Here is a 21828-nt window from a genome sequence, read left to right as displayed (position 1 = left end):
AGTCTGGCGTCGATACCCGCACACGAGGCGGGTATCGGCGTCGGGCTTCCAGCTTCGCGCTTTCTAGGAATCGATTCGGGTCCGACTCCCGGCATTCCACCGATTTCCCCCAAGGCAACATAGAAGGTAAAGACACCGTGAACCCGGTAACCAAGCAATTCCAGTTCGGTCAGTCGACCGTCACTCTCGAGACCGGCCGTATCGCTCGCCAGGCCACCGGCGCCGTACTGGTCACCATGGACGACGTCAGCGTGCTGGTCACCGTGGTCGGCGCCAAGTCGCCGGCCGAAGGCCGCGACTTCTTCCCGCTGTCCGTGCACTACCAGGAAAAGACCTACGCCGCAGGCCGTATCCCCGGCGGTTTCTTCAAGCGTGAAGGACGTCCTTCCGAGAAGGAAACCCTGACCTCGCGCCTGATCGACCGTCCGATCCGTCCGCTGTTCCCCGAAGGTTTCATGAATGAAGTGCAGGTCGTCTGCACCGTCGTTTCCACCAACAAGAAGTCCGATCCGGACATCGCCGCGATGATCGGTACCTCCGCCGCCCTGGCGATCTCCGGCATTCCGTTCGCCGGCCCGATCGGCGCCGCCCGCGTCGGTTTCCATCCGGAAATCGGCTACATCCTCAACCCCACCTACGAGCAACTGCAGAGTTCCAGCCTCGACATGGTCGTGGCCGGTACCGAAGACGCCGTGCTGATGGTGGAGTCCGAGGCCGACGAACTGACCGAAGACCAGATGCTCGGTGCCGTGCTGTTCGCCCACGACGAGTTCCAGGCGGTGATCCGTGCCGTCAAGGAGCTGGCCGCCGAAGCTGGCAAGCCGGCCTGGGACTGGAAAGCCCCGGCGGAAAACACCGTGCTGGTCAACGCCATCAAGGCAGAGCTGGGCGAAGCGATCTCCCAGGCCTATACCATCACCATCAAGCAGGACCGCTACAACCGTCTGGGCGAGCTGCGCGACCAGGCCGTGGCCCTGTTCGCCGGCGAGGAAGAGGGCAAGTTCCCGGCTTCCGAGGTCAAGGACGTATTCGGCCTGCTGGAATACCGCACTGTTCGCGAGAACATCGTCAACGGCAAGCCGCGTATCGACGGTCGTGACACCCGTACCGTGCGTCCGCTGCGCATCGAAGTCGGCGTGCTCGGCAAGACCCACGGTTCCGCGCTGTTCACCCGTGGCGAAACCCAGGCCCTGGTCGTCGCGACCCTCGGCACCGCGCGCGATGCCCAGTTGCTGGATACCCTGGAAGGCGAGCGCAAGGACGCCTTCATGCTGCACTACAACTTCCCGCCCTTCTCGGTAGGCGAGTGCGGCCGCATGGGCAGCCCGGGTCGTCGTGAAATCGGCCATGGCCGTCTGGCCCGTCGTGGCGTCGCTGCCATGCTGCCGACCCAGGACGAGTTCCCCTACACCATTCGCGTGGTTTCCGAGATCACCGAGTCCAACGGTTCCAGCTCGATGGCCTCCGTGTGCGGCGCCTCCCTGGCGCTGATGGATGCCGGTGTGCCGGTCAAGGCGCCGGTCGCCGGTATCGCCATGGGCCTGGTCAAGGAAGGCGAGAAGTTCGCCGTCCTGACCGACATCCTCGGTGATGAAGACCACCTGGGCGACATGGACTTCAAGGTTGCCGGTACCGACAAGGGCGTCACCGCCCTGCAGATGGACATCAAGATCAACGGTATCACCGAAGAGATCATGGAGATCGCCCTGGGCCAGGCCCTGGAAGCTCGCCTGAACATCCTCGGCCAGATGAACCAGGTCATCGCCAAGCCGCGCGCCGAGCTGTCCGAGAACGCCCCGACCATGCTGCAGATGAAGATCGACTCGGACAAGATCCGCGACGTCATCGGCAAGGGCGGCGCGACCATCCGTGGTATCTGCGAAGAGACCAAGGCCTCGATCGACATCGAGGACGATGGCAGCGTGAAGATCTACGGCGAAACCAAGGAAGCAGCCGAGGCCGCCAAGCTGCGCGTCCTGGCGATCACCGCGGAAGCCGAGATCGGCAAGATCTACGTCGGCAAGGTGGAGCGCATCGTCGACTTCGGTGCCTTCGTCAACATCCTGCCGGGCAAGGACGGCCTGGTGCACATCTCGCAGATCAGCGACAAGCGCATCGACAAGGTCACCGACGTGCTGCAGGAAGGCCAGGAAGTGAAGGTCCTGGTGCTCGACGTGGACAACCGTGGCCGCATTAAGCTGTCGATCAAGGACGTGGCTGCCGCCGAAGCTTCCGGCGTGTAAGTCGAGTCGTGATCGATGAAAACAGGGCCCTCGGGCCCTGTTTTCGTTTCCGCGACACGCTTCTCGGCGAAGGGGGCGAATCCTTGCATTTTGCAAGCCCTGTCATCGCCAATTCGGCATTCTGCAACCGTCTCGCTTCCAGCTTATTTTTTAACTTATTGTTTTTAAAGGATTTTATTTTAGAGGAAAACTGGCACAGCGCTTGCGATATCTACTATGCAACTGACGCCAGGAATGGCTGCAGTTTTTCGAAATCCATAGGAGAAACCGCAATGAAATTCAGCAAACTCGCTATTGCCGCTGCTACTGCCACTGCTCTGAGCTTCTCGATGGCCAATGCGTTCGCTGCCCAGCCCATCAGCCTGGCGGCCAACGACACTATGCAGAAAACCGAAGAAGCGGTTTCCGATACCTGGATCACCAGCAAGGTGAAATCCAGCCTGATCGCCAACAAGAATGTCAGTGGCGTCGATATCAAGGTCGAGACCAACAAAGGTGTGGTTTCCCTTTCCGGCAACGTGAAGAGCGATGCCGAGCGTGACCTGGCGATCGAGACCGCCAAGGGCATCAAGGGCGTGAAAGCCGTTTCCGCCGATGGCCTGAAATCGGTCGAGTAAGCGCCCGGGCCGAACGACCCCTTTTCCCTCGTCACCAGGAGGAAGACCGATGAATTCCGATGTGATCAAAGGTAAGTGGAAGCAACTCACCGGCAAGATCAAGGAGCGTTGGGGCGATCTGACCGACGACGATCTCCAGGCTGCCGACGGACATGCCGAATACCTGGTCGGCAAGCTGCAGGAACGCTATGGCTGGTCCAAGGAAAGGGCTGAACAGGAAGTTCGCGACTTCAGCGACCGCCTGTGAGTAGGTAGAAAGAAGCCCCGCCGGGATAGATTGCCCGGCGGGGCTTTTTCATGGGCGCTGGATTCAGTCGCCGCGCCGGCTCTGGATGGCGCTGAGGCGGTTGCCCTCGAAACGGACGAAATACAGCATGCCGTTCCATGGGCCATAGATCCATTCCTGGACCTCGACCTCGTAGCGCTTGCCCCATTCCCCGACGACCTCGCGATAACCCAGGCTGTCGCGGCTGCGTGGCTCGCCGCAGCGCGCAAGAACGTCGGCGCTGCTGTCGCCGGTGCTGACCAGGCGGCTGCCGCAACGCAGCGAATCGGCCTGCGCATGTGCCAATGGCAGCAGGGACAGCAGCGCCACCAGGCCGGTACGCGGAAGCGAGCGATTCAACGCTTGAACTCGATGCGTTTCAGCTTGTTGGCTTCGAAGGTCAGGATGTAGGTCACGCCGTTGCGCGGGCCGTACACCCACTCCTCGACCTTGAATTCCCGCCGATCGTAGCTGCCCAGGGTATAGCCGACGTCGTCGCGGTGATCCGGATCGCCGCACTTTTGCTGTACTTCGAAGGCCCGGTCGCCGACGCTGACCAGCGCACTGCCGCAACGCATGGTGTCGGCCTGCGCGCTCGCGCAGGCAAGGTAGAGCAGGGGGGCCGCGAGGGCGGCGAATCGCTTGTGCAAGGTATCACTCGCTATCCAGGTGCAATTGGGTGTCGACATTACCCTTGTCTTCGCCTTCGGCGAAACTGACGTCGATCAAGTAGATGCGATCGTCCGGCAACTGGCCTTTCTCCACCAGGTAATCCTTGATCCGGGTGGCCCGGGCCTGGCCGATCTGGCGCAGCAGCACCTGGCTCTTGGCCCAGGAAGCGATCACCGCTTCACGCATCTTCGCGGTGCGTTCGTCGCTGTCCAGTTCCTTCCACTCGGCCGGTGGCTGCTGCTTCAGGCGGGTCCGGTAGATGCCTTCGAGCAGCGGCGCCTGCATGTTCTCCGGTACCTCGAGTTGCTTGGCGTCGCTCGGGACCTTGTCGCCGCGACGTTGGAGCATGCGGTAGTAGGTGTTCTGGTATTCCAGTTCGAGACGCTTGGCGCCGATCGAGGGACCGTCAGCCGCGGCGGAGGCCACGCCTTCCACTTCCAGGCGCAGCGCCGGCCGCTCCTTGAGCGCATCGGCGAGCTTGTCGAGGTTGGCCTGGGCTTCCGGCGTCAGCTCGTCGCTGCCCGCGGCGAAGGGTACCGTGCCGAGATCCTCGTTGCCGCCGGCGGCGAGGCCGGCGATGAACTTGAACGGCGCCTGCACGGCGCGCAGGACCAGGTTGCGCAGGGTCTGCCAGACGATCGGCATGACGCTGAACTCCGGGTTGTTCAGATCGCCGGCCACCGGCAACTGGATATCGATGTTGCCCTTGGTGTCCTTGAGCAGGGCTACCGCCAGCTTCACCGGCAGGTCCACAGCATCCGGGCTGTCGACCTTCTCGCCGAGTTGCAGGCCTTCCAGCAGGACCTTGTTTTCCGCCTTCAGTTGGCTGCGTTCGATCTGGTAGTGCAGGTCCAGGTTGAGTCGCCCCTTACGGATGCGGTAGCCGGCGAACTTGCCGGAATAGGGCGTCAGGGTGGTCAGCTCGACGCGCTTGAAGCTGGTGGTGATGTCGAGTTTCTTCAGCGGGTCGAATGGGTCCAGTTCGCCGGCGATGGTCACCGGTGCGTACTTGTCGACCTTGCCCTTGATGTCCACCTTGGCCGGCTGCGAGTTGCGCGTGTCGAGGGTGCCGACTTCGCCGCTGAGCTGCTGGATGGCGGTACCGAACGGCGGCATCAGGGTCAGGTCGGCGAAGTTCGCCGAGCCGTTGTTGATCCGTACGCCGCCGATGTGGATGCCCAGCGGCTTGCTCGCCGGCGCGTTCTTGCTTTCGGCGGCGGCCTTGCCGGACGAACTAGCCGGTTGCGGGATGACCAGCTCGCTGACGTTGGTGCTGCGATCTTCGTTGATGATGAAGCGGGCGTAGGGCTCCTCGAAGGACACGCTCTGGATCGACAGGCTGTCCTCGTGTCGGTAGGCGAGGCCGTTGAGGGTCAGCTTGGTCCATTTGACGAAGTCGCGGTCCTTGATGGTATCCAAGGTATGCAACTGGCTGACTTCGGCGCTGCCGTCGACGCTGAAGGCCAGCGGCTCGACGCTCTTCAGGTCGACCGCCAGCTCGCTGCCAAGGAAGCCGCTGCGCAGTTCCAGGCGGATGAACGGCGAGATGTAGGCCTGGGCCACGCGCAGGTCGATGTCGCGGGTACTGACCTTGAGCCTGGCGCTGACCGGGTCGAGCACCACCTGGCCGCTGGCCTGGACCTGGCCGCGGTTGCCGAGGCCGGTCTTGAGCTTGAGGTCGAAGGGGGTCTTGCCGAGGCTGTCGACGTTCTGCAGGTCGAGGTCCAGCGGGCCGACTTCCAGCGGGACCTCGGTGGCCGGCTGGCGATCCACCAGGTGCGCCTTGTAGCCGCGCAGCTGGGCGTCGCGCAGGACGATGTGCCAGGGCTTGGCGGGCGTCACCGCGGCGGCTTTCGTACTTTCCGGCGGAGGCGTCTTTGCAGTGCCGGCGAGCTGTTGCGGCTTGTCGTTGGCCGCCTTGTCGATCTCCGCAGTCTTGGCCGTTTCCTGCCCGGTTGCCTTGCCGGTCTTCGGAGCTTCGCTCGTCTCTTGCTTGGCTACTTTATCGGCAGCGCCGCCTTCCGCGGCCTTGGCGGACTCTTTGTCGTCCGTTGCCCTTTCCGTCTCGGCGACGCTGGCGTCCTTCTCCGCAGGCCTGTCCTTGCCCGCGTCGCCCGAGGCTATCGCGGCTGCCTTGGCGGCACCGTCGGTTGCCGGTTCGCGGGTGGTCTGCGCCGCGTCGGCCGGGGCTGCGGCGGGATCGGTGTTTTCCGCCGGCTTGGGCACAGGCGCCTTGCGTGGCGGCGGAGTGAAGTCGGCGAACAGTTTCTGCCAGTCTAGCTGGCCGTCCTTCTCGCGCGCGGCCCAGGCCTCCAGGCCCTGGCTGCGGACTTCGCCGAGCACCACTTCCTGCTTGGCCAGGTCCAGGGTGGTAGCGGCCACGTCGAGGCTGGCGAGCTTGGCCAGCGGCTTGCCCTGGGGCGAATTGATGCTGAAGTCGGCGAGTTTCAGCGCGGCCTTGTCGAGCAGCAGCTGGGTGTCCTTGGACAGGTCCAGGCGATAGTCGCTGGAGAGGCTGACCACGCCGTTCTCCAGCACCAGCGGGGCATTGTCGCGGACATAGGGCCACCAGGCCTTGAGCTGGATATCCTTGACGCTCAGGTGGCCCCTGGACGTGATCGGCACCAGGGTCAGGTCGCCTTCCCAGTCGAGGCGGCCGCCGTTCGGGCCGGTGGCGACCAGGGTCATCTTCGCGCCGTCGTCGGGCAGGGTGCTGAGGTTGTGCAGCTCGAAGCCCAGCGGATCGAAGCTGAAGTCCACCGGCTCGCTCGGTCGCAGGTCCTGGAAGTGCAGGCTGCCCTCGGCCAGTTGGATGCGGTCGATGCGCAGCGGGAACGGGTCGCTCGGCTGTTCAGGCTCGGGCGATTCGCTCGGCGGGATCCTGAACAGGCTGGCCAGGTTGAGCTGGCCCTTCTCGTCGAACAGCAGTTCGGTATGCGGACCTTCCAGCTCGACGTCGGCCAGGTGCAGCTGGCGTTTCCACAGGCTGTCCAGCTGCAGGTTGGCGTACAGCCGGCGGAAGGCCAGCTGGGGGTTCTTCTCCTCGCCCAGGCGCAGACCCCAGAGGGTCAATTCCAGGCTGAAGGGGTTGAATTCGATACGTTCGAGACGTGCGGGGACGGTGGCGTATTGCGCCAGTTGCTGGTTGGCGACGCGCAGCCCGATGCCGGGTATGAGCAGGAAGCCCAGCAGGCAATAGACGAGGAAGGTGATCAGCAGGGCGCTGACAGCGCGTTTCAGTCCTTTGGGCATGGCTCTCTTTCGTTTTCCGTTCTAAGCGGTGCGTTGGAGTATGGCACGGCCTCAAGGTTCCGACCGTGATTCGCGCCGTTTCAGAGCCTTTGGACGGGTATTCTTGCTGTCACGGCACGAAAGTTCAGTGACTCACCGGCGGCAGCCCCATGCGCCGGCAGGCTCGATGCATCGAAGCGTTGCGCACCGCCCAGCGCAGCAGGGGTACGCTGCGCCTGACGCTGCCGCGGATCAGGCGGCGTTGCAGCGGACTGAACGGGAGGTCGAGCATCGATCCGGCCCATTCCGGTAACAGCTCGGCGCCTGCGCGCAGCATCAGCGCGCCGAACGGCCTGGCCAGGGTGCTGGGCGCCGGCGCGTTGAAGAGAATCCGCACCACTTCACGGGTGCGTTCGTCGCAACGCAGCCGCGGACGCATGGCCTCCAGGTAGGCGGCGATCTGCTCGCGGTCGCGCGGCACCGCGCGGGCGCCGAGGCGTTCGGCGACCAGGGCGATTTCCGAGTAGTAACGGTCCTGCTCGCTGCCCGGCAGGTCGGGATTGAGATAGCGCAGGTAGGACTTGAGAAAGCTGCTGACCTCGGCGACATGCACCCAGGTCAGCAGATCCGGGTCGCTGGCGGAATAGGGCGTGCCGTCGGGCAACTGGCCGATGACGCTTTCGTGGATGCGCCGGACCCGCTCGATCAGTCGCTCGGCATCGGCCAGCGGGCCGTAGGTGGTGGCCGAGATGAACTGACCGGTACGACGCAGGCGCCCGAGCAGGTCGTCGCGGAAATTGGAGTGGTCCCACACCCCCGCCAGGGCCAGCGGATGGAGCATCTGCAGGAGCAGCGCGCCGATGCCGCCGATCATCATGCTGCTGAAGTCGCCGTGGACCTTCCAGCAGGCGGCGTCGGGGCCGAACAGGCCCGGATCGCCTTTCGGCGATTCGAAGTCGACACCGCCGACGGCGAGCCCGGTAAGGCTCAGCACCTGGCTTTCGATATGGCGACGGACGCTTTCCATGGGGGGCTCGCTACGACGGGGCAGGCACGAGCTTAACCCAGGCGCCGGAGCGACTGGAACCGTCCCGCGCCGCAGGGCGGCGGGACGGTTGCGCGGGTCAGCGGTTGAGGCGGTTGTCGATCAACCCCTGCACCACTCCCGGATCGGCCAGGGTCGAGGTATCGCCGAGACTGTCCAGCTCGTTGCAGGCGATCTTGCGCAGGATACGCCGCATGATCTTGCCGGAGCGGGTCTTCGGCAGGCTGGGCGCCCATTGCAGGTGATCCGGCTTGGCGAAGCTGCCGATCTCCTTGCCGACCAAGGCCAGCAATTCCTGTTGCAGCGCCTCGCTGGGCTGACTGCCGGCCATCAGGGTGACGAACGCGTAGATGGCCTGGCCCTTCACGTCATGCGGGCAGCCGACCACCGCCGCCTCGGCCACCGCATCGTGCAGGACCAGCGCGCTCTCGACCTCGGCGGTGCCGATCCGGTGTCCGGAGACATTGATCACGTCGTCGACCCGGCCGGTGATCCAGTAGTAGCCGTCCTCGTCGCGGCGCGCGCCGTCGCCGCTGAAGTAATACCCGGGGTAGGGCTTGAAGTAGGTGTCGATCATCCGCTGGTGGTCGCCGTAGACGCTGCGGATCTGACTCGGCCAACTGGCCTTGATCGCCAGTACGCCGCTGCCCGCGCCGTCGATTTCCTTGCCTTTCTCGTCGAGCAGCACGGGTTGCACGCCGAAGAACGGGCGGGTCGCCGAGCCTGGCTTCAGCGCAGTGGCGCCGGGCAACGGGGTGATCAGGATGCTGCCGGTCTCGGTCTGCCACCAGGTATCGACGATGGGGCAGCGCTTCTCGCCGACCACCTGGTAGTACCACTCCCAAGCCTCCGGGTTGATCGGCTCGCCCACCGAGCCGAGCAGGCGCAGGCTGCTGCGCGAGGTCTGGCGGACCGGGGCGTCGCCTTCGCGCATCAGCGCGCGGATCGCGGTCGGCGCGGTGTAGAAGATATTCACCTGGTGCTTGTCGATCACCTGCCAGAAGCGTGAGGCGTCCGGGTAGTTGGGCACGCCCTCGAACATGAGGGTGGTGGCGCCGTTGGCCAGCGGGCCGTAGACGATATAGCTGTGTCCGGTGACCCAGCCGACGTCGGCGGTGCACCAGTAGACGTCGCCATCGTGGTAGTCGAACACGTACTTGTGGGTCATCGCCGCGCCGAGCAGGTAGCCCCCGGTGGTGTGCAACACGCCCTTCGGCTTGCCGGTGCTGCCGGAGGTATAGAGGATGAACAGCGGGTCCTCGGCGTCCATCGCTTCCGCCGGGCAGTCGGCTGAGGCCGCGTGGAGCGCCTCGTGGTACCAGATGTCGCGGCCTTCGACCCAGGGTATGTCGCCCTGGGTGCGCTCGACCACCACCACGGTGGAGACGTCCGGGCAGTCCTTCAGCGCCTTTTCCACATTCTGCTTCAGCGGGATGTACTTGCCGCCGCGCACGCCCTCGTCGGCGGTGATCACGGTGCGGCAGTCGGCATCGAGGATGCGGTCGCGCAGCGAGTCCGGCGAGAAGCCGCCGAACACCACCGAGTGCACCGCCCCGATGCGGGCGCAGGCGAGCATGGCGTAGGCGGCCTCGGGAATCATCGGCATGTAGATGCAGACCCGGTCGCCCTTTTCCACGCCGCGGCTCTTCAGCACGTTAGCCAGGCGGCAGACGTTGTGGTGCAGCTTGCGGTAGGTGATGTGCGCGGATTCGCTGGGGTTGTCGCCTTCCCAGACGATCGCGATCTGTTCGCCGCGGCGTTCCAGGTGGCGGTCGATGCAGTTGTAGGCGACGTTCAACTGGCCGCCCTTGAACCAGGTGGCCTGGCCTTTCCTCAGGTCGCCGTGGTGGACGCTGTGCCAGGGCTTGAACCAATCGAGGAAGGCCTTGGCCTGCTCGCCCCAGAACTCTTCGGGGTTCTCGACGGATTGGCGGTACAGGCGCTGGTAGTCGTCGTCGTTCAGGTAGGCACGCTGGCGGACGGCGTCCGGCACCGGGTGGACGCTGATCTCGAACATGGCGGTTTCCTTTGTTTTTCTGCTCCGCAAGGTGTCGAGAGACCGCACGCGGCCCCTCTTCAGGTTCGACCAAGGGTGGGCCAGGCGAGTGCCATGTTCAAGTGCCAAAGGCGCGAGCGGGGAAGGCGCCGGGGTCAATCGCAGGGCGGAATGAAAAAGCCCGGCCTAGGGCCGGGCTTTGGGGAGAGGCGGATCAGCCGCGATGGCGGCCGCGGAAGAAGTCGATCAGGCCTTGGGTCGAGGCGTCCTCGGCCGGGGTTTCCTCGCTGCCGACCAGGCGCGAATAGACACCCTTGCCGAGTTCCTTGCCAAGCTCCACGCCCCATTGGTCGAAGGCGTTGATGCCCCAGAGGATGCTCTGTACGTAGACCTTGTGCTCGTACATGGCGATCAGCGCGCCGAGGCGGCGGGCGCTGATGCGCTCGACCACCAGGGTGTTGCTCGGTCGGTTGCCCGGGATCACCTTGTGCGGCGCCAGGCGCTGCACTTCGGCTTCCGGCAGGCCCTTGGCGCGCAGTTCGGCCTCGGCCTCCTCGCGGCTCTTGCCGAGCATCAGCGCCTGGCTCTGCGACAGGCAGTTGGCGTACAGCCACTGGTGATGGTCGGCCACCGGGTTGTAGCTGCTCACCGGGACGATGAAGTCCGCCGGGATCAACTGGGTGCCCTGGTGCAGCAACTGATGGTAGGCGTGCTGGCCGTTGCAGCCGACACCACCCCAGATCACCGGCCCGGTGCCGCTGGTGACCGGCGTGCCGTCCTGGCGCACGCTCTTGCCGTTGGATTCCATGTCCAGTTGTTGCAGGTGGTCGGTGATATTCCGCAGATAGTAGTCGTAGGGCAGGATCGCGTGGCTGTTCGCGCCCCAGAAGTCGCCGTACCAGACGCCGAGCAGGCCGAGCAGCACCGGGATGTTGCGTTCGAACGGCGCGGTCTGGAAGTGCTGGTCCATGTTGTAGGCACCGGACAGCAGTTCCTTGAAGTTGGAGATGCCGATGGACATGGCGATCGGCAGGCCGATGGCCGACCACAGCGAGTAGCGGCCGCCGACCCAGTCCCACATGGGGAAGATGTTTTCCTCGCGGATGCCGAAGGCGATCGCGGCTTCCTTGTTGCTGGAGACGGCGATGAAATGGCGGTAAAGCTCTTCCTCGGTGCCGCCCTGGGCCAGGTACCAGGCGCGTGCGGCCTGGGCGTTCTTCAGGGTTTCCAGGGTCCCGAAGGACTTGGAGGAAACGATGAACAGGGTGGTCTCGGCGTTCAGGCGGCTGGCCAGTTCATGGAACTCGCTACCGTCGATGTTCGCCAGGTAGTGGCAGCGCACGCCTTTCTGGGCGAACGGCAGCAAGGCTTCGGATACCAGTTGCGGGCCGAGGAAGGAGCCGCCGATGCCGATGTTCACCACGTCGGTGATCGGCTTTTCGGTATAGCCGCGCCACAGGCCGTTGTGCACGTAGCCTACCAGCTCGGTCATCTGGTGCAGGACGCGGTGGACTTCCGGCATCACGTCGACGCCATCGACCAACACCTTGTCGCCGATCGGTCGACGCAGCGCGGTATGCAGTACCGGCCGGCGTTCGGAGGCATTGATCGCCTCGCCGTCGAACATCGCCCTGATCGCGTCGCTCAGCCGTGCCTCCTCGGCCAGCTTCACCAGCAGGTCGATGGTGTCCTGGCGAATCAGGTTCTTCGAGAAGTCGAGGAACAGCCCACAGGCGCTGAAGGAAAACCGCTTGAAGCGCTCCGGATCGTCGATGAACGCCTGGCGCATCCTGAAGTCCTGCAGTTCCTGGCGATGGGCGGCCAGGGCGCGCCAACTGTCGAGTTGCGTGGCATCCAGCGGAGTGAGGTGGTGCTTCATGGCTGACCTTCTGGTTGGAATTCGATGGCGCACTTATTTGAACATGAAAAAGCCCGGATGAAACCGGGCTTTATCCAGAGGGGGCGAGGTCAGGCGACCTGTATCGGAATCGCCTCGCTGGTATGGCTGAGCTGGTTGCCCGGCGCCATGTACAGCATGCGCGGCTTGTGGCTGGCCAGTTCGGCTTCGCTGTAGTGTGCGTAGGCGCAGATGATCACGCGGTCGCCGACCTTGACCTTGTGTGCCGCGGCGCCGTTCACCGAGATCATCTTCGAGCCGTTCTCGGCGCGGATCGCATAGGTGGTGAAGCGCTCGCCGTTGTCGACGTTGTAGATCTGGATCTGTTCGTACTCGCGGATTCCGGAGAGGTCCAGCCAATCGCCGTCGATGGCGCAGGAGCCTTCGTAGTCGAGGACGGCATGGGTGACTTCGGCGCGATGCAACTTGGCTTTGAGCATGATGGCGTGCATGGGGCGACTCCTATCGGGTCCGCGGGGGGCGGCAGAGTATGGCGAGTCCGTGGTGAGCGCTCAAGCCCCCGGGAACCGGGGGCTCGGCATGCGTCAATCGAGGTGGACTGAGAGGTTGTCGATCAGCCGGGTACTGCCCAGGTAGGCGGCGACCAGGATCACCAGTTGGCGGTCGCCGGGTACCCCGGGGCGCAGGCTGATCGGCTCGCGGATTTCCAGGTAGTCGGGGCGCAGCCCGGCCTGTTCCAGGGCCTGGCGGGCGTCGGCGAGCAATGCCGGGAAGTCCTCGGCGCCGGCGCGGATGCGTTCGCCGAGCTGCCGCAGGGTGCGGTAGATCGCCGGGGCGGCGGCGCGCTGCTGCTCGTCGAGGTAACCGTTGCGCGAGGACAACGCCAGGCCATCGGCGGCGCGCACCGTCGGCTCGCCGAAGATCTGCAACGGCAGGTTGAGGTCGCGGACCAGCTTGCGGATCACCGCCAACTGCTGGAAATCCTTTTCGCCGAACAGCGCGAGGTCCGGCTGGACCATGTTCAGCAGCTTGCTGACCACGGTCGCCACGCCTTCGAAATGGCCGGGACGACTGGCGCCGCAAAGGCCTTCGGAGACGCCGGGAACATGGATGCGGGTCTGCCCGTCCATGCCGTCGGGGTACATTTCCTCGACGGTCGGGGTGAACAGCAGGTGGCAGCCGGCTTCGAGCAGGCGTTCCTGGTCGGCTGCGAGGGTTCGCGGGTATTTGTCGAGGTCTTCGCTGGGGCCGAATTGCAGCGGGTTGACGAAGATGCTGACGACCACGAAGTCGGCGCGTTCGCCGGCTTTCTTTACCAGCGCGGCATGGCCGGCGTGGAGGTTGCCCATGGTCGGCACGAAGCCGATGCGCTTGCCTTCGCTGCGGGCGCGCGCCACCGCGGCGCGCAGTTCACGGACGGTCTTGACGGTGTTCATGCGTTGAATCCGTGTTCGGCGGCGGGGAAGGACACGTCCTTGACGGCGCGGACATAGGCCGCGATGGCGGCCGGGATGCTCTCCTGGCCTTGCATGAAATCCTTGACGAACTTGGGCGAGCGGCCGGTCAGCGAGAGACCCAGCATGTCGTGCATGACCAGCACCTGGCCATCGGTCGCCGCACCGGCGCCAATCCCGATCACCGGGATCTTCACCGCCTGGGTGATCTCTTCGGCCAGCACGCTGGGCACGCACTCCAGCAGCAGCATGGCGGCGCCGGCCTGCTCCAGGGCGATGGCATCGGCGCGCAACTGGCGCGCCTGGGTTTCCTGGCGGCCCTGGACCTTGAAGCCGCCGAACAGGTTGACCGCCTGCGGGGTCAGGCCGAGATGCGCGCAGACCGGCACGCCCATCTGTGCCAGGCGGGCGATCGGCTCCGCCAGCCAGGCCCCACCCTCCAGCTTGACCATGTGTGCGCCGGCCTGCATCAGGCGGACCGCGTCGGCAAGGGTCTGGGCCACGGAATGGCTGGATTCGAAGGCCAGGTCGGTGACGATCAGGGAACCTTTGTTACCGCGTTTCACGCAGGCCGTGTGATAGGCCATTTCCTCGTTGCTGACCGGCAGGGTGCTGTCGTGACCCTGCAATACCATTCCGAGCGAATCTCCGACCAGAAGCACGTCCACGCCGGCCTGGCTGGCGGTGTGGGCGAAGGTGGCGTCGTAGCAGGTCAGCATGGCGATCTTCTCGCCGCTCTGCTTCAACCCTTGCAGGGTGGTCAGGGTTACATCAGGCATGGAAAGGCTCCTCGTTGGGCCGGTGATGAGCCGGCGCGGGGCAAACGGCCACTTATAGTCCGGATGGGGTGGCTCGAAGTCAATTGCAGGTGTTACCGCATTGTTACGGCGTTACTGCCACTGCCGAACGCCGCGCCGCCTGCGGTTGCGCGCGCAGTGTACGCCCATCCGCGGCGTCCTTCGTCAGCTTTTCGGTAACAGTGTGAAGAGCCCGCCGCGAGGTATTCGCGCAGCGGCGGGCAGGCAGGGTCAGGCGCCCGGAAGGCGTTCGATGCCCTCGAACGGACAGGCCGCGAGCAGCTCCGGTAGGTGGCGGCCATCGGGCAGGCGCAGGTTGGGGGCGAGATCGGCGAGGGGATAGAGCACGAAAGCGCGCGCCTGCATGTGGTAGTGCGGCACCTTCAGGCGCGGCAGGTCGAGCAATTGTTCGCCGAACAGCAGGATGTCCAGGTCGAGCGTGCGCGGACCCCAGCGCAGGTCGCGGACGCGCCCCTGTTCCAGTTCGATGGCCTGCAGGGCGTCGAGCAGGTCGAGCGGCGCCAGGTTGGTGTCGAGGGCCGCCACGCCGTTGACGAAGCGCGGCTGGTCGGCGGGGCCGAGCGGGTCGCTGATATAGAGCGGCGAGACGGCGACCAGGCGGGTCTCGGGAAGCCGCTCGAAGGCATCGAGGGCAGCCTGGATCTGCTCGCGCGGTTCGGCCAGGTTGCTGCCCAGCGCCACGTAGACGCGCTGGATCATTCGCCGCTTCCGCCGCTGCCTTCCTTGCGCGGCCCGCGGCGCCGACGGCCGCTGTTGCCGCCGCGGCGACGCTTGCGCGGGGCGCTGCCGTCTTCCTGGCTGACCAGGTCGCGGATCATGTTGCGCCGCTCGCTGTCGCTGACTTCCTGGTAATCGGTCCACCATTGGCCGAGTCCTTCGGTTTCCTCGCCGGCACTTTCGCGCAGCAGGAGGAAGTCGTAGCCGGCGCGGAAGCGCGGGTTTTCCAGGAGCAGGTCGGCGCGCTTGCCCTGGCGTCGCGGCAGACGTTCCTGCATATCCCAGATCTCGCGGATCGGCAGGGTGAAACGCTTGGGAATGGCAATCCGCTGGCACTGTTCGCTGATCAGTTCGTGGGCGGCTTCCTGCATCGCCGGGATGGCCGGCATGCCTTTCTCCTGCAACTGCGCGACGCGCGCCGGCAGGGCCGGCCAGAGCAGTGCGGCGAAGAGGAAGGCCGGGGTTACCGGCTTGCCCTGGCGAATTCGCGCATCGGTATTGGCCAGGGCCTGGCGGATCAGCTTGCCGGTGTAGTCGGGGTTGGCCTGCAGTGCCTTGGCGCTGGCCGGGAACAACGGCGCGAACAGTTCGTACTCGACCAGCAGTTCGAAAGTGCGCTCGGCCCGGCCGGCGAGGAACAGCTTGAGCACCTCGTCGAACAGGCGCGCCGAAGGGATTTCCCGCAGCAGCGGGGCCAGCCGGCGAATCGGCGTGGCGCTGTGCTTTTCGATCTCGAAGTCGAGCTTGGCGGCGAAACGTACCGCCCGCAGCATCCGCACCGGGTCTTCCAGATAACGCTGCTCCGGATCGCCGATCAGGCGGATCAGGCGATTGCGGATGTCGTGAACGCCATTGGCGTAGTCCAGCAGCCGCTCGCTGGTGACGTCGAAGTACAGGGCATTGATGGTGAAGTCGCGGCGCTGGGCGTCGTCTTCCAGGCTGCCATAGACGTTGTCGCGCAGGATGCGGCCGCTTTCGTTGCTGGACGCGCGGCTATCGCCATCGTCCTGGCCTTCCGGATGATGGGCGCGGAAGGTGGCGACCTCGATGATCTCGCGGCCGAAGTGCACGTGTACCAGTTTGAAGCGGCGGCCGATGATCCGCGCGTTGCGGAATTCGGCGCGGACCTGCTCCGGCGTGGCGCTGGTGGCGACATCGAAGTCCTTGGGAGCGATGCCGAGCATCTGGTCGCGTACGCAGCCCCCGACCACGTAGGCCTGGTAGCCGGCCCGCTGGAGGATCTCGACGACCTTGACGGCGTTCCGGCTGAACTGGTCCCGGCGCAGGGAGTGCTGGTTGTTACCGATGACTTCCGGGGTTGTACGGACGGCGCGCGGACGGCGCAGGGGGGAACGAATGGTCTGGATCAGCTTTTTCAGCATGGATGTGTTATCGGGAGCACGATGTGGGTGATTGCACGCCTGCGTTGCTCAAACAGGACGGACGTCGGGTAATGCTGCGGCATTATCAGGACCTCTCGGGCGAGGCGTGTTCTGTACCCGTTGAATGTTTGGCCCCGCGACGCACAGGGCGTCCCGGGCGCCGGAACCGACTGCGCCATGCATCCTGACAGAAACGAACAGGGGCCGTACATCCTGTTCCCGCGAAGCGGGAGAGGGCCGGGAAGGCTGCGGTGAATCTGGCAAGGCATGCGGATGGCCGCATAGTCTGCGCGGATTCTAGCATTGGATGGGGAAATGGTGTAAGGCGAAGGAAAAACGGGAAAAACAGAGGGAGGGGTGAAGCTACTGGGGGAGCCGAAGCTCCCCCCCAAGTAGGTGCGTGCTTTGTTTTTATTATGATTTCGGGCTTGTTGTTTTTGTTTGTCGACCCGTCCCTTGAGCCAGTCGCTTCAGGGATATCTCCCAGGCTGGGAGTTCAATAGCAAACGGATTGCTTTGGTCGCTGATGCTGCCATGATCGTCGAACGATCCAACCAGTCTGTGCGCTGCCTCAAGGCAGTTTTATTCTTCTTCCGACTGGCTGCGGGACGGGTCCCGACAGCAACTCCTCTCCAAAAGAATCAGTTAGCTGCGCCTCCGCGATTTTGTTTTTGTTGTGCTGGAGTCGTTACGTGTTGTTTTTATTGTCTTCGTCGTTGCTTGTTATTGTTGTTGTGCCAATACATAAGCAGATGCCGTGCCAGTTTTTCGAAACCCAGTAAAATCAAGGGGTTGAGGTTTTCGGTGGGTCGGCGGAGGGCACAAAAAAACCGGGTTCCCGTTACCGATGAACCCGGTTTCTGTTACGCGGTACGTCCGCGGTAACAGGTTGCAGGGTGTTACGAGTCGGCCGAGGCCCCTGATTTGCGTCGCGGAATGCCCAGGCGCTGGCGGCGTTCCCACAGGCATTTGCGGCTGATGCCCAGCTTGCGGGCCAGTTCGGTCTCGGTCATGTGGTCCTGGTGCTCGAGGACGAAGTGCTGGAAGTAGTCTTCCAGCGAAAGGTCCTCGGTGGGCTCGTGGTTGCTGGCCGCGGCGCCCGCCGGGCCGAGGCCGAGGTCGGCGGCGAAGTCGTCCTCGAGGTCGTCCAGCTCAATGTCGATACCCAGCAGGTCGGCGTGGATTTCCTGGCTCTCGCTGAGGATCACCGCCCGCTCGATGGCGTTTTCCAGCTCGCGCACGTTGCCCGGCCATGGGTAATGGCGGATCGCCTGTTCGGCGTCGTGGGCGAAGCTGAGCGGCGCGCGCCCCATCCGGGTGCACTGGCGAGCCAGAAAGGCGCGGGCGATCTCCATCACGTCGTTGCCACGCTCGCGCAGGGCGGGCAGCTTCAGCGAGATCACATGCAGGCGGTAATAGAGGTCTTCGCGGAATTGCCCGGTCTTGGCCAGGGTCTTCAGGTCGCGGTGGGTGGCGGCGATCAGGCGCACGTCGACCTTCTGCGATTGCACCGAGCCGACCCGGCGGATCTCGCCTTCCTGCAATACGCGCAGCAGGCGGGCCTGGGCCTCCAGCGGCAGTTCGCCGATCTCGTCGAGGAACAGGGTGCCGCCGTCGGCCGCTTCGACCAGCCCGGCGCGCCCGGCGCTGGCACCGGTGAAGGCGCCTTTTTCATGGCCGAACAGCTCGGATTCGATCAGGGTTTCCGGAATCGCCGCACAGTTCACCGAGATCAGCGGCGCCTTGGCGCGCTTCGACAGGTTGTGCAGGGCGCGGGCGACCAGTTCCTTGCCGGTGCCGGACTCGCCCTGGATCAGTACCGTGGAGTCGGTCGGCGCGACCTTGCGAATCTTGCTGTACAGCTCTTGCATCGGCGCACAGGAGCCGATGATGCCTATCTCGCCGTCGGCTGCCGCCGGGCTGGCGCCGCGCTCGCCGCCGGCCTTGCCGCCGTTGGCGGAGACCGGGGCCGCGCTGCGGTTCTCCTGGCGGTCCTTGAGGATGCGCGCCACGGCCTGGAGCATTTCGTCGTGGTCGAAAGGCTTGGCGATGTAGTCCACCGCGCCCATCTTCATCGAATCCACCGCCGAACGCAGGCTGGCGTAGCTGGTCATGATCAGCACCGGAATGCCTTCGGCGAGCTTGATCAGTTCGGTGCCGGGGGCGCCCGGCAGGCGCAGGTCGCTGACCACCATGTCGAAGGAGGGGATGGTGTAGCGCTCCTGGGCTTCCTGCACCGAGCCGGCTTCGCTGACCTGGTACTGGTTGCGCTCCAGCAGGCGTCGCAATGCAGATCGGATAATGGTTTCGTCTTCGACGATCAGAATATGTGCCATGTATTCAGCTCTCTCGACGTGCTCGTCTACAGCTCGGCCGTCGGGCCAGGGTGCCGCGGCAGGGTCACGCGGAAGCGGGTGCCGCCTTCTCGCTGGTGATCCGTCGGGCTCTCGATGGTTATCTGTCCATAATGCTCTTCCACGATCGAATAGACCAGTGCGAGGCCGAGCCCGGTCCCCTTGCCGGGGTCCTTGGTGGTGAAGAACGGTTCGAACAACTGGTCCATGATCGCCTTCGGAATGCCGCTGCCCTCGTCCTCGACGACCAGGTCCACGGTATGTTCCGAGGCTTCGCTGCGGACCCGGATCGCGCCGCCCGGCGGGCTGGCGTCGCGAGCATTGGAGAGCAGGTTGATCAGCACCTGGGCCAGGCGCTGCGAGTCGCCCTCGACCCAGTGCGCCGGATCGCAGAGGTTGAAGAACTCTACTTCGACGCTACGCCGGTTCAGCGACAGCAGTCCGATGGCTTCCTGGGCGACTTCGCTCAGGCACACCGGTTCCAGGGCCTGTAGGTGGCTGCCGGAGTGGGCGAAGCTCATCAACGACTGGACGATGCGCGATACGCGCTTGGTCTGGTCGAGGATCTGCTCGCTGATCTCGGTCAGCTCGCCGTCGCCTTCGCGCTCCTCGCGCAGGTTCTGCGCCAGGCAGGCGATGCCGGTGATCGGATTGCCGATCTCGTGGGCTACCCCGGCGGCAAGGCGGCCGATGGAAGCCAGGCGTTCGGAGTGGACCAGCTTGTCTTCCAGCAGTTGGGTTTCGGTGAGGTCTTCCACCAGTAGCACCAGGCCGCTGTTACCCGGCGCCAGGGGTTCCTCGATGGCCGCCTTGTGCAGGTTCAGCCAGCGGGTGTGGCCGTCGTAGACCAGGCGCTGCTTGTGCAGGTGCTCGTCGGGGGCGTCGATGAAACGTTCCAGCAGGCCCTTCCAGGGTTCGGGCAAGGCCGACAGGCGCGAACCGACGACCTTCTGCGCGCCGACCCCGGTGAGTTCCTCGATGGCGCGGTTCCACATCAGCACTTCCTGGTCTTTGGCCAGGGAGCAGACGCCCATCGGCAGGTCTTGCAGGGTCTGCCGGTGGTAGCGGCGCAGGGTGTCGAGTTCGGCGGCGAGGCCGGTCAGCCGGGAGTGATAGTCCTCCAGGCGGCTCTCGATGAAGTGGATGTCCTCGGTGACATAGCTTTCTTCGCTGGTCTTGTAGGGAAGGAAGGTCTCCACGATGTCCTGGGCGACACTGGGACCCATCAGCCCGGAAAGGTTCGCCTCGATACGGTCGCGCAAGCGACGCAGGGCATAGGGGCGACGTTCGTCGAAGGGCAGGTGGAGATCGCGCAGGGCCTGCTCGACCTCCTTCTGCGCGGTCTTGGCGCCCAGCGGCTTGGCCAGCTGGCTGGCGAACTCCTGCGGCGAGCCGGCGAACAGTTCGCGGCGTTGCGGACGGCGTACGTTGTCCACCGCGCAGGCCTCGGCGGCGCCTTTTTCCTCGTCGCTGGCCTCGGTGAACAGCGAGACCAGGGTGAATACCAGCACGTTGGCCGCCAGCGAGGACAGCGCCGCCAGGTGCCAGTTGGAGTCGTCCAGCACGTAGATCACGTCGAACAGCGGCAGGTACAGGCCCTGTACGTTCCCCATCAGGGGCAGCAGCATGGTGATCGCCCAGACCAGCATGCCGGCGATCAGCCCGGAGATGAAGCCGCGGCGGTTGGCGGTCGGCCAGTACAGCACCGAGAGGGCGCCGGGAAGGAATTGCAGGGTGGCGACGAAGGACACTATGCCCAGGTTGGAGAGGTCCTGTTCGGCGCCCAGCAGCAGGTAGAAGGCGTAGCTGGCCATGATGATGGCGACGATCAGCAGGCGCCGGGTCCATTTCAGCCAGCGGTAGATGTTGCCCTGCGCCGGCGGCTGGTAGAGCGGCAGCACCAGGTGGTTGAGGACCATTCCCGAGAGCGCCAGGGTCATCACGATAGTCAGCCCGCTGGCGGCGGAGATGCCGCCGATGAAGGCGGCCAGGGCCAGGGCCGGGCTGTCCACCGCCAGGCCGAGGCCGATGGTGTAGTACTCCGGTGTGGTCGAGGCGCCGAGGCGCAGCCCGGCCCAGAGGATCGGCGGTACCGCAAGGCTCATCAGCAGCAGGAACAGCGGCAGGCCCCAGCTGGCGGAAATCAGCGCGCGCGGGTTGAGGTTCTCGGTGAAGATCATGTGGAACATGTGCGGCATCACGATGGCCGCGGCGAAGAACACCAGCAGCAGCGTTCGCCATGGACCCTCGGCCAGCGGCGTGTGCAGGGTGGTCAGCGCGGTCTGGTTCTGCAGCAGCCAGACTTCCAGGCCTTCCGGCCCGCCGAAGACGCCGTACAGGGCGTAGAGGCCGATACTGCCGAGCATCACCAGCTTGACCAGCGACTCGAAGGCGATGGCGAACACCAGTCCCTCGTGGCGTTCGCGGGTGGCGATGTGGCGAGCGCCGAAGAGGATCGCGAACAGGGTGATCAGGGTGCAGAAGACGAATGCGACCCGCTCCTGGGCCGGGTCGCGGGTGAGAATGCTGATCGAGTCGGTGACCGCCTGGATCTGCAGGGCCAGCATCGGCAGCACGCCGATCAGCATGAACAGCGTGGTCAGGGCGCCGGCCCAGGTACTGCGGAAACGGAAGGCGAAGAGGTCGGCCAGCGAGGACAGCTGGTAGGCGCGTGTCACCCGCAGGATCGGATAGAGCAGCACCGGGGCGAGCAGGAAGGCCCCGGAAATCCCCAGGTAGATGGCGAGGAACCCGTAGCCGTACTGGTAGGCCAGGCCTACCGTGCCGTAGAACGCCCAGGCACTGGCGTAGACGCCCAGCGACAGGGTGTAGACCAGCGGATGGCGTACCAGCCGGCGCGGCACGTAGCCGCGCTCGGTGATCCAGGCGATGCCGAAGAGGGTGGAGAGGTAGGCGACGCTGATCAGGATCAGCTGGGTCAGGCTAAAGCTCGTCAGCATCGCGCTGGCTCTGCAGGATGAAAGTGACCACGATGAGGATCAGCCACAGCAGGTACGGGCGGTACCAGGCGCCGTTGGGGTCGATCCACCAGTCCATGATGGCGGGGGAAAAGAGATAGATGCCCACGACCAGGAGCAGGACCAGTCGGTAGATGTACATGCCGCTTCCCTCATGCTTGGGCCGGCAGGCTACAGGCTGCGGGTGGGTGCCGGCAA

The 21828-nt window shown here is 64.9% G+C and carries 17 protein-coding genes; 3 read left to right on the top strand and 14 right to left on the bottom strand.

Going from position 1 to position 21828, the window contains the following annotated elements; translation table 11 throughout:
- Window positions 1–137: 137 nt before the first annotated feature.
- From pnp to LT948_RS07185, 3 genes are all read left to right on the top strand, one after another.
- Complete coding sequence (gene pnp / locus LT948_RS07195; RefSeq protein WP_003095181.1) at window positions 138–2243, top strand: polyribonucleotide nucleotidyltransferase; 2106 nt, start codon at window positions 138–140, stop codon at window positions 2241–2243.
- A 272-nt stretch (window positions 2244–2515) separates the two neighbouring features.
- Complete coding sequence (locus LT948_RS07190; RefSeq protein ID WP_003095177.1) at window positions 2516–2860, top strand: BON domain-containing protein; 345 nt, start codon at window positions 2516–2518, stop codon at window positions 2858–2860.
- A 49-nt stretch (window positions 2861–2909) separates the two neighbouring features.
- Window positions 2910–3107: a CsbD family protein gene (locus LT948_RS07185; RefSeq protein WP_003095174.1), complete on the top strand. Its 198-nt coding sequence runs from the start codon at window positions 2910–2912 to the stop codon at window positions 3105–3107.
- A 63-nt stretch (window positions 3108–3170) separates the two neighbouring features.
- Here the strand turns inward: LT948_RS07185 and LT948_RS07180 are convergent, their stop codons facing one another.
- The 14 genes from LT948_RS07180 to LT948_RS07115 form a co-directional block, all read right to left on the bottom strand.
- Complete coding sequence (locus tag LT948_RS07180) at window positions 3171–3485, bottom strand: DUF2845 domain-containing protein (protein ID WP_003095173.1); 315 nt, start codon at window positions 3483–3485, stop codon at window positions 3171–3173.
- Window positions 3482–3775, bottom strand: a complete 294-nt coding sequence (locus LT948_RS07175) for a DUF2845 domain-containing protein (RefSeq protein ID WP_003100541.1) — start codon at window positions 3773–3775, stop codon at window positions 3482–3484. The genes LT948_RS07180 and LT948_RS07175 overlap by 4 nt, the downstream gene beginning before the upstream one ends.
- Window positions 3776–3779: 4 nt before the next feature.
- Window positions 3780–7049, bottom strand: coding sequence for a DUF748 domain-containing protein (locus tag LT948_RS07170; protein WP_033995256.1), 3270 nt, complete (start codon window positions 7047–7049; stop codon window positions 3780–3782).
- A gap of 124 nt (window positions 7050–7173) precedes the next feature.
- Window positions 7174–8055 (bottom strand): oxygenase MpaB family protein, encoded by an 882-nt coding sequence (locus LT948_RS07165; RefSeq protein ID WP_003109315.1) that lies wholly within the window; start codon window positions 8053–8055, stop codon window positions 7174–7176.
- Between the two features lie 97 nt (window positions 8056–8152).
- Entirely contained in the window at window positions 8153–10090 is a 1938-nt protein-coding gene (acs, locus tag LT948_RS07160) for an acetate--CoA ligase (RefSeq protein ID WP_003161366.1), read from the bottom strand.
- A gap of 193 nt (window positions 10091–10283) precedes the next feature.
- Window positions 10284–11948, bottom strand: coding sequence for a glucose-6-phosphate isomerase (gene pgi, locus LT948_RS07155; protein ID WP_003100194.1), 1665 nt, complete (start codon window positions 11946–11948; stop codon window positions 10284–10286).
- Window positions 11949–12037: 89 nt separating this feature from the next.
- Window positions 12038–12418: an aspartate 1-decarboxylase gene (gene panD, locus LT948_RS07150; protein WP_023876018.1), complete on the bottom strand. Its 381-nt coding sequence runs from the start codon at window positions 12416–12418 to the stop codon at window positions 12038–12040.
- A gap of 93 nt (window positions 12419–12511) precedes the next feature.
- The gene (panC, locus tag LT948_RS07145) at window positions 12512–13363 is read right to left on the bottom strand and encodes a pantoate--beta-alanine ligase (protein ID WP_023876017.1); all 852 of its coding nucleotides are present in this window, start codon (window positions 13361–13363) and stop codon (window positions 12512–12514) included.
- Window positions 13360–14160: a 3-methyl-2-oxobutanoate hydroxymethyltransferase gene (gene panB / locus LT948_RS07140; protein ID WP_003095147.1), complete on the bottom strand. Its 801-nt coding sequence runs from the start codon at window positions 14158–14160 to the stop codon at window positions 13360–13362. The genes panC and panB overlap by 4 nt, the downstream gene beginning before the upstream one ends.
- Before the next feature lie 249 nt (window positions 14161–14409).
- Window positions 14410–14898, bottom strand: coding sequence for a 2-amino-4-hydroxy-6-hydroxymethyldihydropteridine diphosphokinase (gene folK / locus LT948_RS07135; RefSeq protein WP_023085769.1), 489 nt, complete (start codon window positions 14896–14898; stop codon window positions 14410–14412).
- A complete protein-coding gene (locus LT948_RS07130) occupies window positions 14895–16298 on the bottom strand; it encodes a polynucleotide adenylyltransferase PcnB (protein WP_003135224.1) in 1404 nt (467 codons plus the stop codon). Before LT948_RS07130 ends, folK begins: the two co-directional genes overlap by 4 nt.
- Window positions 16299–17197: 899 nt before the next feature.
- The gene (cbrB, locus tag LT948_RS07125) at window positions 17198–18634 is read right to left on the bottom strand and encodes a two-component system response regulator CbrB (protein ID WP_003095138.1); all 1437 of its coding nucleotides are present in this window, start codon (window positions 18632–18634) and stop codon (window positions 17198–17200) included.
- A 26-nt stretch (window positions 18635–18660) separates the two neighbouring features.
- Window positions 18661–21612, bottom strand: coding sequence for a two-component system sensor histidine kinase CbrA (gene cbrA / locus LT948_RS07120; RefSeq protein WP_003095132.1), 2952 nt, complete (start codon window positions 21610–21612; stop codon window positions 18661–18663).
- Window positions 21596–21772: a hypothetical protein gene (locus tag LT948_RS07115; RefSeq protein WP_003095129.1), complete on the bottom strand. Its 177-nt coding sequence runs from the start codon at window positions 21770–21772 to the stop codon at window positions 21596–21598. Before LT948_RS07115 ends, cbrA begins: the two co-directional genes overlap by 17 nt.
- Window positions 21773–21828: the final 56 nt, after the last annotated feature.

It is taken from the genome of Pseudomonas sp. CP-1, from assembly GCF_021213715.1.
Lineage (GTDB): Bacteria > Pseudomonadota > Gammaproteobacteria > Pseudomonadales > Pseudomonadaceae > Pseudomonas > Pseudomonas aeruginosa.
This window is presented reverse-complemented; position numbering and strand designations above follow the sequence as displayed.